Origin of the sequence: Acinetobacter sp. Z1, from assembly GCF_024296945.1 — a bacterium.
GTDB classification, from domain to species: Bacteria; Pseudomonadota; Gammaproteobacteria; order Pseudomonadales; family Moraxellaceae; genus Acinetobacter; species Acinetobacter beijerinckii.
Window position 1 is genome coordinate 1,931,554 of sequence record NZ_CP101115.1, and the last position, 13,852, is coordinate 1,945,405.

Below are 13,852 nucleotides of genomic sequence, written 5' to 3' on the forward strand. Positions count from 1 at the left end.
TATCAGTATAGATGTACAGGCATTTAGGTTTTTAAATAATGAAGTTAAATAAAAAACAGGGACTTTTTTTAAAGCAAACCATTGAATATTGGCAACAGCAAGGCACGATTACGCCCGATGTTGCCAATGATTTAAATCAAAGTTTTTCGATTCGACCTTTTGATTGGGAACGATTGGCAAAATATTCATTTTGGATTTCAATGATTTGTGCCGTGATTTCGATTGCTGCAATTACCGCTGATAAATTCTTGATGGAATTGATTGAAAAAATCTTTGTTGATTCCAAAATCATTCCTTGTCTGATTTTCGCTGCAGTTGCTGCAGCTTTTTATGGCTTTGCCTATCGTCGACGCCAAACCAAGCCCCTACATCAATTTAGCAATGAAGCGATTATTTTTGCAGGCGTGCTGTCTACCGCAGCGTCCATCGCCTATTTTGGTCAAGCAATTGATACAGGCAGTGGGCATTTCTCTTTGTTATTCCTGCTCTCTACCATTATTTATGCAGCACTTGCCTTCTGGTTCCCTTCTAAACTGATCTGGGTATTTTCCTTACTTTCACTCGGGTCATGGTTTGGGACGGAAACTGGCTATATGTCGGGTTGGGGGGCCTATTACCTAGGCATGAACTTTCCTTTACGTTTTGTCTTTTTTGGCGGCGTATTGATTGGTTTAAGCTTGCTGTTTAAACGCTACGCGCATTTTAGAGACTTCGCCCATTCAACTTATGTCATGGGACTGCTTTATCTATTTATTGCCTTATGGATTCTCTCGATCTTTGGCAATTATGGTGATTTGAATAGCTGGTATAACGTTAAACAATATGAACTCTTACATTGGGGTGTGCTTTTCGCATTTATTGCCATCATTGCAATAGTCTACGGTCTAAAACATGATGATGCCACCTCACGTGGTTTTGGTATCACCTTCTTATTTATTAATCTCTACACCAAGTATTTTGAGTTCTTTTGGAATAGCATGCACAAAGCCATTTTCTTTATCTTGCTCGCTGCATCTTTCTGGTGGATTGGACGACACGCCGAAAAACTTTGGAATTTAGAGTTTCTACCAGCTCAATCACAAATAAAAAAAGACCATCCCATTGAATAATTACTGAAAATCACTCCAACTCAAGCCAAACCGAGCCAAATACTTTTTGACTCGGTCGCTGTCATTGGTGGTATTACGTTGCTGGCGTGAAGCAGCAAATAGCTGGCGTCCAGCATCCGCCATCGACTTGGCATTTTCACAAACTTGGAGTACGCCACGTAGTTGAATCTGATCAAACTCATCGATTTCACTCAACTGCGTTTGATCTAAATATTTAAGGAGAATATCTACATCTTTAGAATGATTTTGTTTGGCTTGAATCGACCACAACTGTTTTAAACGCTGAATCTCTTTTTCTACCGTTTCGGAACGAATCAACTCACCAGTGGATAGCGTTGCTAATCGGGTGACACTGGCGGTTAAGTCTCGGAAATTCCCCTGCCAAGATGCTTCTTTAGACTTGGCAAATTTCAAATATGCATCAAGGGCATCACGTTGAAATCGTAATTGACGCTGATGATTTACAGCAAAACGTTGCAACTCAAATTCAATATTCGGGGCAATATCTTCTATTCGATCTTTAAGATTGGGTAAAAAGAAAGTCCATGTATTCAACCTCGCCCATAAATCCTCACGAAAGCGACCTTCTTGTACCTCTGTTCTCAGGTCTTTATTTGTCCCAGCAATCAACTGAAAATCTGCCTGAACCTCTTTATCACTTCCGACTGGAAAAAAAGATTTATCTTCAAGCGCTTTAAGTAACATCGCTTGCTCATCCAACCCAAGCTCCCCTATTTCATCCAGAAATAAAATACCTTGATCAGCACTTTTTAATAAGCCTGTTCTTGAAGCCGCTGCCCCTGTAAAAGCTCCTTTAATATGTCCAAATAAACTCGACATGGCACTATCACCACGCAGCGTCGCACAGTTCACATCAATAAAACGTCCACTCAGATGAAACTTATCTTTCTTTAATTGAAAAATTTGTTTGGCTAAATGCGATTTACCAACACCTGTCGCCCCCATAATCAAAATCGGCGCACTTGAACGTGTTGCCACCAATTCAACCTCGGTGATCAGTTGATTAAATTCATGGTTATAGGTTGAAATATTGGCTTTTAACTGTTGCCAGTTTTGTTGTTGCTCATCTTCAAAACGCTGCTTGAGAACATCGTAGCGAGATAAATCCAGATCAATAATGCGATATTCACCTTCTGGCGTTTTCTGTTGATTTGGCGCACTTTGAATCAGTTTGGCAGGCAAATAATTAGCATCGACTAGAAGATACCAGCAGATTTGACCAACATGTGTACCTGTCGTGATATGCAAAAGATAGTTATTTTTTTCAGTATCAAATGGATAGGTTTTTACAAAGTCATACAGCGCACCATAGACCTCGGCAAAATCCCAAGGATCACGAATACTCACTCGATGACCTGACACTATGGTTGATGGAGATACATTCTGTGCATCTTCAGCAATAAATTTGACTAAATTATGATGTTGTCGATCATGCAATAGTACCAGTTCATCTACAATCAAATCTTCATGCATCAAAAGACTCAAGGTCGGACGCCAGCGTTGCCAACGGTCAGGACGCTTGCCTTGATCTAAAGTAGAACCGACGAAACCAATTACAACAGTTTTTTTATTCATTTAAATCTATCATGTTGGATATTTAAAATAGCTTGATATTTCCCTGATTCAGGAAGAAAAGACTTAAACTGATTATTTCCAATACTTATCCATAATCGCCCACATTGCGTACATTCATACATATCTGCAGAATATCGTATAAACCTATCTATAATCTGCTCAGAAAATATCTGTTTATTATTTAAAGAAGCATTAATCTTGTCGTCGACTGCATCATAAAAATCAAATAAATCAACATCAGTAATAAAAGAAGCTTTATATGGAATTTGATCCGTCTGATCAACAATCACATGACCACATACACATCCTAGTTTACTCATTTGAGGCTATGCCCTTAAATCATTTTATTGATCTTATGATCTTTACACATCATTTTCTATAAAATTTTATAGTTTCATATACAATGACCTTTTCATTAAATAATACCAACAAGATGCTTCATTTTACTTTTTTAGGCACATCTTCAGGTGTACCCACACTCACACGCAACGTTTCTGCTTTGGCAATTCGTAACAGTAAGAATAAAGACTGGATATTGGTTGATGCAGGTGAAGGTACACAGCATCGGATTCAACAGGCTAAACTTTCTTTACAGACTTTGATTGCGATATGCATTACCCATGTCCATGGTGATCATTGTTATGGTCTCGTCGGCTTACTTGCAAGTGCGGGTATGAATGCCCGTACTGCACCTTTAACCATTATTGCACCCAAAGAAATTCAACAATGGATTGATGTTACAGCACAGCTCACTGATCTACATTTACCTTACCCACTCCACTTTATCGATGTAAATGAAGCGACTCAGATACAGCAACTGACGGATAATCTTTCAATTCAAGCTCACCCACTTAGCCATCGAGTACCAAGCTTTGCATTTAGTATTATCACGCAATACACTCAAAAGAAATTAGACACACAGGCTTTAATTCAACTTGGTGTACCTAAAGGTAAAGCTTGGGGTGATTTGCAACAAGGTAAAGATATCCAATTCAATGATCAAACCTTAAAAGCGAGTGATTTTATTCAAACGCATATACAGCGCGTTCACGCGATAGTGGGTGGTGACAATGATCAGCCTGAGTTATTAGCTCAGTCATGTCAAGATGCTCAACTATTGATTCATGAAAGCACCTACACTCAAGCAGTTCTGGATAAAGTGGGTCAAGGTCCAATGCATAGTTCAGCAAAAATGGTGGCTGAATTTGCTCAGCAGCAAGGATTAGGCAATCTCATTCTCACGCACTTTAGTCCGCGACATCAAGATAGTGCTGGGCAGCAAGCGATCGCCGAGGAGGTCAGAGCGTTTTACAAAGGTAATTTTTATTTAGCTCATGATTTTGATCAATTTAGCTTAGATGAAAATGGTCAACTCTTAAAAATTGATAAAACCTAATACACCTCCTGTTATGCGATCTATCTGTAAAATTCAAGAATAGATCGCATATCCTTTAAGATATATTTATATCTATATAAATATATTTTTTATATAAAAAATATACCCCAATATTTCAACCCACAGTAGAATAAATTTTATTTTATATTATTATCAATAACATATAATAATTTTGATTTGCTTTTTAAAACATTGGCACAGTCACTGCAATAGTATAAGCACACAACATCATTCGGATCTTGTGAATAACACCTGCCTGCAAACGCTTGGCAGGCAGGCTTTGAAAGGAAAATGAAAATGTCTGTTGTTGAACAAATCAACCAACAAGCTCAATTTGAACAAGAACAGCAACAACGTGCTTATCAAGTTCTAAAAAATGAAAAAAGTATGCCTGTAAAAATGTGGACCAAAGGTGTTCTTGTTGATGACAACTCAAAACAACAATTACTACAAACTGCCCAAATGCCATTTATTTATAAATGGATGGCAGTGATGCCAGACGTTCACTTTGGCTTAGGTGCAACCATCGGAAGCGTGATTCCAACCAAAGGTGCAATTATCCCAGCTGCGGTCGGTGTCGATATTGGGTGCGGGATGATGGCCACCCGTACCAACTTAACCGCATCAGATTTACCAGATAATTTACATGCTTTGCGTACTGAACTTGAACGTTTAATTCCACATGGAATGACCAAACGTGGACGAGATAAAGGTTCTTGGGAAACACCACCTGAAATGGTAGATCAAGCTTGGGCTGATTTAGTTGCAGATTTTGAGTTGATTTGTGCGAAGCACCCTCGCCTAAAAAATACCAACAACCGCAAGCAATTGGGAACTTTAGGAACAGGGAATCACTTTGTAGAAATCTGTTTGGATGAACACAATCACGTTTGGATTATGCTGCACTCAGGTTCTCGTGGTGTCGGTAATGCCATTGGTAATCATTTTATTGAGCTGGCACGCAAAGATATGCAAAAACACTTTATTAATTTACCCAATAAAGATTTAGCTTATTTAGTTGAAGGAACAGAACATTTTGATGATTATTGGTTTGCTGTAGGTTGGGCACAACGCTTTGCCATGAAAAACCGTGAGATTATGATGCAATCAGCGATTAAAGCTTTAGCGACCATTATTCCAAAATCATTTAATGCAAAATTGGAAGCCGTGAACTGTCACCATAATTACGTGGAAAAGGAAGAACATTACGGCGAAGAAGTCATGGTAACCCGTAAAGGTGCTGTAAGTGCCAAACTTGGACAATATGGAATCATCCCCGGTTCGATGGGTGCCAAGTCCTTTATTGTTCGTGGGCTTGGAAATCAGGAGTCATTTTGCTCATGTTCACATGGTGCAGGACGCGTGATGAGCCGTGCTGAAGCAAAACGTCGATTCACTGTGGAAGATCAGATTGCGCAGACTGAAGGTGTGGAATGCCGAAAAGATGCTGCTGTGATTGATGAAATTCCATCGGCTTATAAACCGATTGAAGATGTGATGAATGCGCAAAAAGATTTGGTTGAAGTGGTTTATACATTAAGACAAGTAGTTTGTGTTAAGGGCTAGATACCTGAGCACAACCAGAAGGTGAGCATATGTTTGTCCAATTAGATCATTTGAAGACCAAAGAATTACAATCTAATCTTGATGCCATACAAGCCGTATTTGAAGTTTTTTTGTTTGATGTCACACATCAAACGGAATCTTCAAATACGCTGACTATTCATCAAAAGATGCTATTGAATTGTGAAAGTTTAGCCTTAGAAAAAACGTTAGACTTGAACTCACTAGCCATAAAGGAGCAATTAGATCGCAGCCTTATAAATCTTAATTGTTTGGACAAACCTAATTTATTTTCTGGACACAATTGGTTTTTGAGCATGTTAGAGGCAATCATTGATCCACCCTATGGAACAACCCTTGCCCAGTCTCATCGAGTAACATTCTTCAAAACATTCACGCAATTATGTCTTTTAACTGAAAAAGACTGTGAAATATATGATTGGGTTGGCTACCCAGGTAGTGGTCGAGATAACGATTCTGAATGGAATGATTATTTTGAACCCGGCCGAGAATGGTGGGGGAATTGGTGCCTAACTGTCTACTCACCACAGCTAAAGAAAGGTTGTTTACTACTTGCAAGCTCAACAGATTAAAGAATAAATTTTTAGGAAAATAAAAGATGAAACTCGCAGAAGCACTTTTACTGCGAAGCGATCAACATAAAAAGCTCGCTTCATTAAAACAACGGATCAACGCCAATGTATTGGTACAAGATGGTGATGAACCGAGTGAAGATCCGAACGAACTCATCAAACAAGTATTTGCTTTAACCCAAGAAAGCAATCAATTGATTTGTCGTATTCATTTGACCAATGCACAGGCAAAACAGGAAAATGGAAAAAACTTGCTCTCATTATTAAGCTTGAGAGACAATTATGCCGAGCAACATAAGATTCTCGTTGATGCGATTGCCAATACCCATCGTGAACCCGACCGTTATAGTGCACGGGAAATTAAATGGCAAAAAGTCATCCCTGTTTCCAATTTGCAAAAACAGGCAGATGATATCAGTGCAAAATTACGTGACTTAAATATCAAAATTCAGGCTGCAAACTGGCAGATTGATTTAGTCGAATAGAAAATAGATTTTGTGAAATCATTTCACAACACCAGTTTGAACATACTGGGCGAGTACAAGATCCCGCTTTACTCCGATCTGAGGGATTGAAAATAATTCAGGCGGCTATGGCAGCATGTGAGCCGTGCATCAATCTTCACTGATTAGGCTCAGCACCATGTACTGAGTAAACCTTTGCCAAAAGCAAAGTGACACGTTACTTCGCATTACCATGTACTGACAGTATGTTCATTTAATTAGAAATAAAGGAAAAACAACGTGAATAACATTTTGGCACAACTGCCAACCACCATCCAGATTGATGGTTCACAAGGCGAAGGTGGCGGGCAAATTTTAAGAACCGCCCTTGCCCTTTCCATGATTACAGGTCAGGCATTTGAACTGATTAACATTCGTGCAGGACGCAAAAAGTCAGGCTTAATGCGTCAGCATTTGGTTTGTGTACAAGCTTCACAGCAAGTCAGCCAAGCCTATGTCGAAGGTGCTGAACTACATAGCCAACGCCTATATTTTGCGCCACAACACGTTCAAAGTGGCAAATACCAATTCCAGATTGGTTCGGCTGGCAGCACGACTTTGGTTTTACAAACTTTATTGCCTGCATTACTTTTACAAGATCAAGCCAGCGAAATCACCATTTCAGGCGGTACGCATAACCCACTTGCACCAACGGCGGATTTTATTGAGCATTGTTTTTTACCCTGTCTCAAAAAGATCGGCATTGAGGTTGATTTTAAATTAAACAAAGCAGGCTTCTTTCCGATTGGTGCAGGCGAAATTCAAATCAACATTCAACCGTGGCAACAACGTCACCCACTTGATTTATTACAATGTGGTCAGCAACAGGCTCTCACTGCACATGCTGCGGTACTGAATTTGGTACATGATATTGCACAACGTGAATTAGCCACCTTAAACCAAAAGCTAGAACTGACCGCACAGCAGCAATTCTTTTTCGATGGAATTAGTCAAGGCAACACGGTTTATGTCAAAGTTGAGTATGAACATCACACACAACTGTTTACGGCATTGGGTGAAATGCGTAAGCGATCAGAACAAATTGCCAGTGAACTTGCCAAAGAAGTACAACATTATTTAACATCTAATGCCGTTGTTGATGAATATTTGGCAGATCAATTGCTCTTGCCTTTGGTATTAGGTCAAGGCGGTCGTTTTACTGCACAATGCATCAGCGAACATACGCGCACCCAAGCAGCCATGATTGAAAAATTTATTGATTGTGAAATTGAATTTATTGAACTCAATAAAAATCTGTTTCAGGTCAATGTCAAAGTTTAAGAAGCTCAAGAATGAGCTTCTTTTCTATGGCAATTTATTTTACAGATTCCAAAGCAGTCACCAACAGCTTCCAGCATTTCTCGACAGTATCTACTTTAACCCGTTCACCTGGTGCATGTGCCCCTTGAATATCAGGACCGAAAGACACCATCTGCAAATTTGGATAATGTTCCGCAATAATGCCGCACTCCAAACCTGCATGAATCACTTTCAAATTTGGTTCAATATCAAATGCGGATTGATAAGCTTGCTGTAAACATTTTAATGCAGCCGAATCTGGGTTTGGTGTCCAGCCTGATACCAATGGTGTTAATTCAGATTGAATCTGGAAATTAGCAAAATGTTGTTGAATGTTCTGTGCAAAGATTAGCGCCTCTTGATTCACCATCGAACGCACCATAATTAAGGCTTTGGCTACTTCTTTGGTCAGTTTAACGACACCAATATTATTCGAAGTTTCAACCACATCAGTTAAAACTTTACTCCATTGTGCAACACCATACGGACACGTTGCCAACGCTTGCAACCAAGCCTGTTGCTGCTGTAAAGCTATCACTTCATTATTGAGCGGATTGCTATTTTGCTGTGCCGTGATCTGAATTTGATCATCAACGCCTTGTAATTTTTGTTGCCACTCTGCTTGTGTTACTGCAAGTGCTTGTTGTAAAGCAGCCCATTGCTCCACTTGAATTGCAATGGTTGCCACCGCTTCACGAGGAATAGCATTGCGTGCTGTTCCGCCAACAAATTCAACCAATCGACCCTTGGATTGTGTCAAATAATCATTCAAGAAATGGGCTAAAATCACATTGGCATTACCACGACCTAAATGAATATCAACACCAGAGTGACCGCCTTTTAAGCCCGAAACCAACAGATCGACATACATTAAATTTGCAGGTGCTACTTCATATTCAAGTGCTTGCTGTACTTCCAGATCAATACTCCCAGCACAGCCAAGATACAGCTCGCCCCATTCTTCGGTATCAATATTGAAAAGCCACTGTCCAGTTAAGATGCCTGACTCAAGTAAACGAGCACCACTCATTCCTGCTTCTTCATCAATGGTCAACAGGACTTCAATCGGCCCATGTGCAATATCATTTGATTCTAATACCGCCAGTGCAAGTGCAACTCCAATCCCATTATCTGCGCCCAATGTCGTGTTTTCAGCAATCAGCCAGCCATCTTTTAATACAGGTTGAATGGGATCTTTAAAGAAATCATGTTGAGTACCACGATTTGCCTGAGTCACCATATCTAAGTGTCCCTGCAAAATCACACCTGCAACGTGCTCTTTACCTACTATAGCAGCTTTTCGAATAATTAAATTACCAATGTCATCGACATAAGTTTCCAAGTTGCGCTGTTCTGCCCAATCTTTTAGATGTTGTCTGAGTTGTTGTTCATGCTTGGATGGTCGAGGAATCGTACATAAGGTCTCAAAATGTTGCCAAACTGCTTGGGGTGATAATTTAGAAAAATCGACCTGTATCATGCACCTATGCTCTCAAATAAAGTGTTTAAACAAATATACGCCTAAACAGCGATGCTTAAATCACTTTATTTAAGGTTTTATTCTCAAAATTGACTTAGCTTTTCCACACGAACTGAGAAAAACTATGTTCTGCTTTCAAGCTGTTTTCAACAGCCTGAGCCAATTGGCGAATAATACTTTGTGTCTCAATACGCTCAAACCAAGCTTGTTCTTGCTGCGGATTAGCTGAAATTTGACACAAGATATGTCCTTCTGCACCTTGCTGAGAACATAAAATAGAGAGTGGCAAATGATGGTTATCTATACGCACTTCAATTTTTTCATGCTCATGACGAATATGCTCTGCATCAAAACCATATTGTTCTAATTGCTTATACAATAAAGCTGCTACATACTCTTGAGTAATGTAACATTCATTTGGTGGATGATCGATCAATCCATGTTTTGGGCAATCTGCTATGAATTGCAACGTTCTCATGGTATTCCCTCTATTTTTATGTTTTTTAACTCTGGATCACAGAGTAAAGCCTACTGCAGCGGTATGAATTATTATATATACAATTGTCTTTAATTGATTAGCCGATTGTCTTACTTCTCGTTCAAATTTTAGAAATTTCGACCTGATTAGATATGTACATATACAAACTTAACATTTTTATTATTTAAGCGTTTTATCATTCTCTTTAGTCAATTATTTTTCTTGATATAATTATAAGTAAAGCAGCATTTAACTTATTAATAAAGCTAAACACTGCCTTTTCAAATCAACTTATGGATTCACAATCTTTAAATCCAAACCAGCAGCATTTGCCAATTCAGTAAAAGTTGGGAAACTTGTCGCCACAGTTTCTGTACCATGAATGGTGATGTTACCTGAAGTACGTAAACCAGCCATACTAAAACTCATGGCAATACGATGGTCATGGTGTGACTCAATTTCACCACCATTAAAGATTGCAGACCAATCACCAGACTTACCTTTACCCTCAATGATGATTCCATCTTCAGTGGGTGTACAGTCGATACCCATAATTTTCAAACCATCTGCCATCACTTGAATACGGTCAGATTCTTTGACACGTAATTCAGCAGCACCCGTTAAAACGGTTTGACCTTCAGCACAAGCAGCAGCAATGAACAATGCTGGGAACTCATCAATCGCTAAAGGTACTTGATCTTCAGGCATATGAATACCTTTAAGTGTACGAGAACCTTTGATATGAATATCAGCAATCGGCTCACCGCCAGCAATACGCTCATTTTCAACCGTAAGATCAGCACCCATCTGCTTCAGTATTTCGATCACACCTGTGCGTGTTGGATTGATTCCAACAGCTTCAAGAACTACATCAGCACCTTCTGTGATTGCGGCACCCACCATAAAGAATGCAGCAGATGAAATATCAGAAGGCACTTGAATATCAGTACCAACTAATTTGCCGCCACCCACAAGTGAGATTTTATTGCCTTCAGTTTTCACTTCATAACCAAAAGCACGTAACATACGCTCGGTGTGATCACGCGTTGGTTCAGGTTCTGTCACAGATGTTTCACCTTCAGCCCATAAACCCGCCAACAAGATACCTGACTTCACTTGCGCAGACGCCATTGGTAAATCATATTCAATCCCTTTAAGGGCTTGACTACCTGTAATACTCACTGGCGGAGTACCTTTCTCACCTGTAGTTTGGATTTGTGCACCCATCAAACGTAATGGCTTAGCGATACGCTCCATTGGACGTTTAGAAAGCGATGCATCACCAGTCATCACTGAATCAAATTTTTGTGCAGACAACATGCCGGACAGCAAACGCATACTGGTACCAGAGTTACCCATATACAATGCGCTCGCTGGGGCTTTTAAACCTTGCATGCCTACACCATGAATAGTGACTTCACCATTCTTAGGTCCTTCGATGCTCACACCCATATCACGGAAAGCCTGCAAAGTTGCGAGTGCATCTTCACCTTCCAAAAAGCCTGTCACATGGGTTGTGCCTTCTGCAATCGCACCAAACATGATTGAGCGATGTGACACAGACTTATCACCTGGTACGGTGAATTTACCTGTAAATGTTTTCTTTCCGGGCAAAATGGTAAATTGCTGTGTCACCTTGTTTTTCTCCATCAAAGGTTTTTTGGCTAACATATGATTAAAATGTTGGCGTGCGGCTTGCGCGTGTCCAAGTAGGCCCATCAACGCTTGCGAGTCTTCCTGTTCAATCAATTTTTTTAAGACTGATAATTGCTGTTCAAAGCCATCAACAGCATTCAAAATTGCGGTTTTATTGGCAAAGAAAATATCATGCCACATCTGCGGATCGCTCGCTGCAATCCGCGAGAAGTCTCGAAAACCACCCGCAGCATAGCGAAAAATATCTAAATTATCTTCACGATTTGCCAGTTGCTCAACTAGATTGAATGCCATCAAATGCGGTAAATGACTGGTATGTGCCAACACTTCATCGTGTTTGGTGACATCCATACAAATCACTTCGGCTTTTGCCGCAGACCAAAGCTGAATCAGTTTTTCAACTGCCCACTCCGCACTGGTCGGAAGTGGCGTCAAAATCACTTTATGATTAACGAATAGATCTACTTTACCTGCATGCACACCTGTATTCTCAGCACCTGCAATCGGATGTCCTGGCACGAAACCGACAGGTAGATCTTCACCAAATACCGCCTTAGCTGCTTCCACAACATTGCCTTTGGTGCTGCCCACATCGGTAATAATGACATTGTCTGCAAGATAAGGTTTAATCTGTTCAAGTACTTTTTGCGTTGCACGAACGGGTAAGGCTAAAACAATTAAATCTGCATCCTGAACTGCTTCTTCAGGCGTTGCATAACCGTGTAGAATAAGACCGAGTGCCTTGGCATCTTCTAATGTTTTTTTCGAGCGTGTTGAAGCCACAATTTGAGATGCAAGTTGTTCTGCCACAATCACACGAGCGAGACTCGATCCAATCAGTCCAAGCCCAATAAATGCAACTTTCTTAAATAATGGTTGAGACATAAAACATATTTGCCTAATGAGACGACATTGATATGGATAGATACCGAAGTCATCTATCCATATGATAAAACGGGATTATAAAACAGCGATTGGATATGAGCCGAGTACACGTAATTCCTTGACCATTGGACGGATTTCTTCCAATGCAGCCGCAACATTTTCCTGACCGATATGTCCTTCTAAATCGATAAAGAACACATAAGCCCATTTTTCAGGTAATGCTGGACGCGTTTCAATACTGGTCAAACTGATTTCATGCTTGGCAAACGGTGCAAGAATTTCCAATAAAGCACCTGCACGATCATGTGCAGAGATCAATAAAGATGTTTTATCATTACCACTTTGAGGAATCTTCTCACGACCTATCACTAGGAAACGAGTGGTATTTTCAGGGTTATCTTCGATATTGCTATGTAAAATCTCAAGGTTATACATGCTTGCCGCAATATCAGATGCAATTGCAGCAGAATGCCATTCGTTACGAATACGACGTGCCGCTTCTGCATTTGAGTTCAGTGCAACACGCTCAACCCCTGGATAGTGTGCATCTAACCATTTACGGCATTGTGCCAAGGTTTGCTGATGTGCATAAATCTGTTTAATGCTGTCTTTACGGGTATTTTCAGATACTAGGAATTGATGATGGATACGCAGTTCAACTTCACCAATCACATTCACTGTCGATGATTTAAAGCAATCTAAGGTATGGTTGACAATCCCTTCTGATGAGTTCTCTACTGGAACAACGCCGTAATGTGCGCTGCTCGCTTCAACTTCACGGAATACTTCATCAATTGTTGGTAATGGACGCACAACGGCATCTTTACCAAAATGCTTCAATACAGCCGAATGAGTATAAGTCCCTTCAGGCCCTAAGAATGCAATGCTTTGTGGTGCTTCAAGTGCTAGGCACGCGGACATGATTTCACGGAACAATCGAGCCATAGTCGCATCAGACAAAGGTCCTTGATTACGCTCCATCACTTTACGTAATACTTGAGCTTCACGTTCAGGACGATAAAACAATGGATTGTCTTCAGCTGCAAACTTGGCCTTCGCTACAGCTTCAGCTAAAGAAGCTCGACGGTTTAATAATTCTTGAATTTGTTGATCAACACTATCAATATCATCGCGAATTTGTTCTAAATTAAGTGAAGTCGATGTGTTTTGTCCATCGTTTACCATTGAATGCAGCCTCAGCAAAATCATCTATAAGAATGGATTACAATTCATCTTTGAATTGATTATCCGAGCTAGTATAACAACACTTTAAGCTATTAAACACGCTGAGTTT

12 protein-coding genes are annotated in these 13,852 nt (G+C 40.0%); 6 read left to right on the forward strand and 6 right to left on the reverse strand.

The window, feature by feature from the left end; all coding sequences use genetic code 11:
- The first annotated feature begins 38 nt into the window (after positions 1 to 38).
- Positions 39 to 1,109: a DUF2157 domain-containing protein gene (locus tag NGC85_RS09050; protein ID WP_254730394.1), complete on the forward strand. Its 1,071-nt coding sequence runs from the start codon at positions 39 to 41 to the stop codon at positions 1,107 to 1,109.
- On the opposite strand, the gene rtcR is transcribed toward NGC85_RS09050, so the two are convergent.
- Both rtcR and NGC85_RS09060 read right to left on the reverse strand, forming a co-directional pair.
- Positions 1,110 to 2,705, reverse strand: coding sequence for an RNA repair transcriptional activator RtcR (rtcR, locus tag NGC85_RS09055; RefSeq protein ID WP_254730396.1), 1,596 nt, complete (start codon positions 2,703 to 2,705; stop codon positions 1,110 to 1,112).
- Complete coding sequence (locus tag NGC85_RS09060; RefSeq protein WP_254730397.1) at positions 2,702 to 3,025, reverse strand: hypothetical protein; 324 nt, start codon at positions 3,023 to 3,025, stop codon at positions 2,702 to 2,704. Before NGC85_RS09060 ends, rtcR begins: the two co-directional genes overlap by 4 nt.
- A 113-nt stretch (positions 3,026 to 3,138) precedes the next feature.
- On the opposite strand from NGC85_RS09060, the gene NGC85_RS09065 reads away from it, so the two are divergent.
- From NGC85_RS09065 to rtcA, 5 genes are all read left to right on the forward strand, one after another.
- Positions 3,139 to 4,101 (forward strand): ribonuclease Z, encoded by a 963-nt coding sequence (locus NGC85_RS09065; RefSeq protein WP_254805575.1) that lies wholly within the window; start codon positions 3,139 to 3,141, stop codon positions 4,099 to 4,101.
- A gap of 297 nt (positions 4,102 to 4,398) precedes the next feature.
- Positions 4,399 to 5,667 carry an RtcB family protein gene (locus tag NGC85_RS09070; RefSeq protein ID WP_254730399.1) on the forward strand — a complete coding sequence of 423 codons (1,269 nt, stop codon included), beginning with the start codon at positions 4,399 to 4,401 and terminating at the stop codon, positions 5,665 to 5,667.
- A 29-nt stretch (positions 5,668 to 5,696) separates the two neighbouring features.
- Positions 5,697 to 6,257 carry a hypothetical protein gene (locus NGC85_RS09075; protein ID WP_254730401.1) on the forward strand — a complete coding sequence of 187 codons (561 nt, stop codon included), beginning with the start codon at positions 5,697 to 5,699 and terminating at the stop codon, positions 6,255 to 6,257.
- Between the two features lie 26 nt (positions 6,258 to 6,283).
- Positions 6,284 to 6,742 (forward strand): DIP1984 family protein, encoded by a 459-nt coding sequence (locus tag NGC85_RS09080; RefSeq protein ID WP_254730403.1) that lies wholly within the window; start codon positions 6,284 to 6,286, stop codon positions 6,740 to 6,742.
- A 258-nt stretch (positions 6,743 to 7,000) separates the two neighbouring features.
- The gene (rtcA, locus tag NGC85_RS09085) at positions 7,001 to 8,041 is read left to right on the forward strand and encodes an RNA 3'-terminal phosphate cyclase (RefSeq protein WP_254730405.1); all 1,041 of its coding nucleotides are present in this window, start codon (positions 7,001 to 7,003) and stop codon (positions 8,039 to 8,041) included.
- 34 nt (positions 8,042 to 8,075) lie between these two features.
- Here rtcA and pepD read toward each other — a convergent pair whose 3' ends face one another.
- The 4 genes from pepD to pheA form a co-directional block, all read right to left on the reverse strand.
- Positions 8,076 to 9,539, reverse strand: a complete 1,464-nt coding sequence (gene pepD / locus NGC85_RS09090) for a beta-Ala-His dipeptidase (protein WP_254730408.1) — start codon at positions 9,537 to 9,539, stop codon at positions 8,076 to 8,078.
- 94 nt (positions 9,540 to 9,633) lie between these two features.
- Positions 9,634 to 10,017, reverse strand: a complete 384-nt coding sequence (locus NGC85_RS09095) for a hypothetical protein (protein WP_254730411.1) — start codon at positions 10,015 to 10,017, stop codon at positions 9,634 to 9,636.
- 291 nt (positions 10,018 to 10,308) lie between these two features.
- Positions 10,309 to 12,558, reverse strand: coding sequence for a bifunctional prephenate dehydrogenase/3-phosphoshikimate 1-carboxyvinyltransferase (locus tag NGC85_RS09100; protein ID WP_254730414.1), 2,250 nt, complete (start codon positions 12,556 to 12,558; stop codon positions 10,309 to 10,311).
- Positions 12,559 to 12,633: 75 nt separating this feature from the next.
- The gene (gene pheA / locus NGC85_RS09105; protein WP_254730416.1) at positions 12,634 to 13,743 is read right to left on the reverse strand and encodes a prephenate dehydratase; all 1,110 of its coding nucleotides are present in this window, start codon (positions 13,741 to 13,743) and stop codon (positions 12,634 to 12,636) included.
- Positions 13,744 to 13,852 lie beyond the last annotated feature (109 nt).

Excerpts from the sequence above, each read along its gene's own strand:
- NGC85_RS09100 (WP_254730414.1), bottom strand. The coding sequence starts at position 12,558 with ATGTCTCAACCATTATTTAAGAAAGTTGCATTTATTGGGCTTGGACTG.
- NGC85_RS09060 (WP_254730397.1), bottom strand. The coding sequence starts at position 3,025 with ATGAGTAAACTAGGATGTGTATGTGGTCATGTGATTGTTGATCAGACG.
- NGC85_RS09080 (WP_254730403.1), top strand. The coding sequence starts at position 6,284 with ATGAAACTCGCAGAAGCACTTTTACTGCGAAGCGATCAACATAAAAAG.
- NGC85_RS09065 (WP_254805575.1), top strand. The coding sequence starts at position 3,139 with ATGCTTCATTTTACTTTTTTAGGCACATCTTCAGGTGTACCCACACTC.
- NGC85_RS09095 (WP_254730411.1), bottom strand. The coding sequence starts at position 10,017 with ATGAGAACGTTGCAATTCATAGCAGATTGCCCAAAACATGGATTGATC.
- NGC85_RS09050 (WP_254730394.1), top strand. The coding sequence starts at position 39 with ATGAAGTTAAATAAAAAACAGGGACTTTTTTTAAAGCAAACCATTGAA.
- NGC85_RS09075 (WP_254730401.1), top strand. The coding sequence starts at position 5,697 with ATGTTTGTCCAATTAGATCATTTGAAGACCAAAGAATTACAATCTAAT.
- rtcR (WP_254730396.1), bottom strand. The coding sequence starts at position 2,705 with ATGAATAAAAAAACTGTTGTAATTGGTTTCGTCGGTTCTACTTTAGAT.
- pheA (WP_254730416.1), bottom strand. The coding sequence starts at position 13,743 with ATGGTAAACGATGGACAAAACACATCGACTTCACTTAATTTAGAACAA.
- pepD (WP_254730408.1), bottom strand. The coding sequence starts at position 9,539 with ATGATACAGGTCGATTTTTCTAAATTATCACCCCAAGCAGTTTGGCAA.
- NGC85_RS09070 (WP_254730399.1), top strand. The coding sequence starts at position 4,399 with ATGTCTGTTGTTGAACAAATCAACCAACAAGCTCAATTTGAACAAGAA.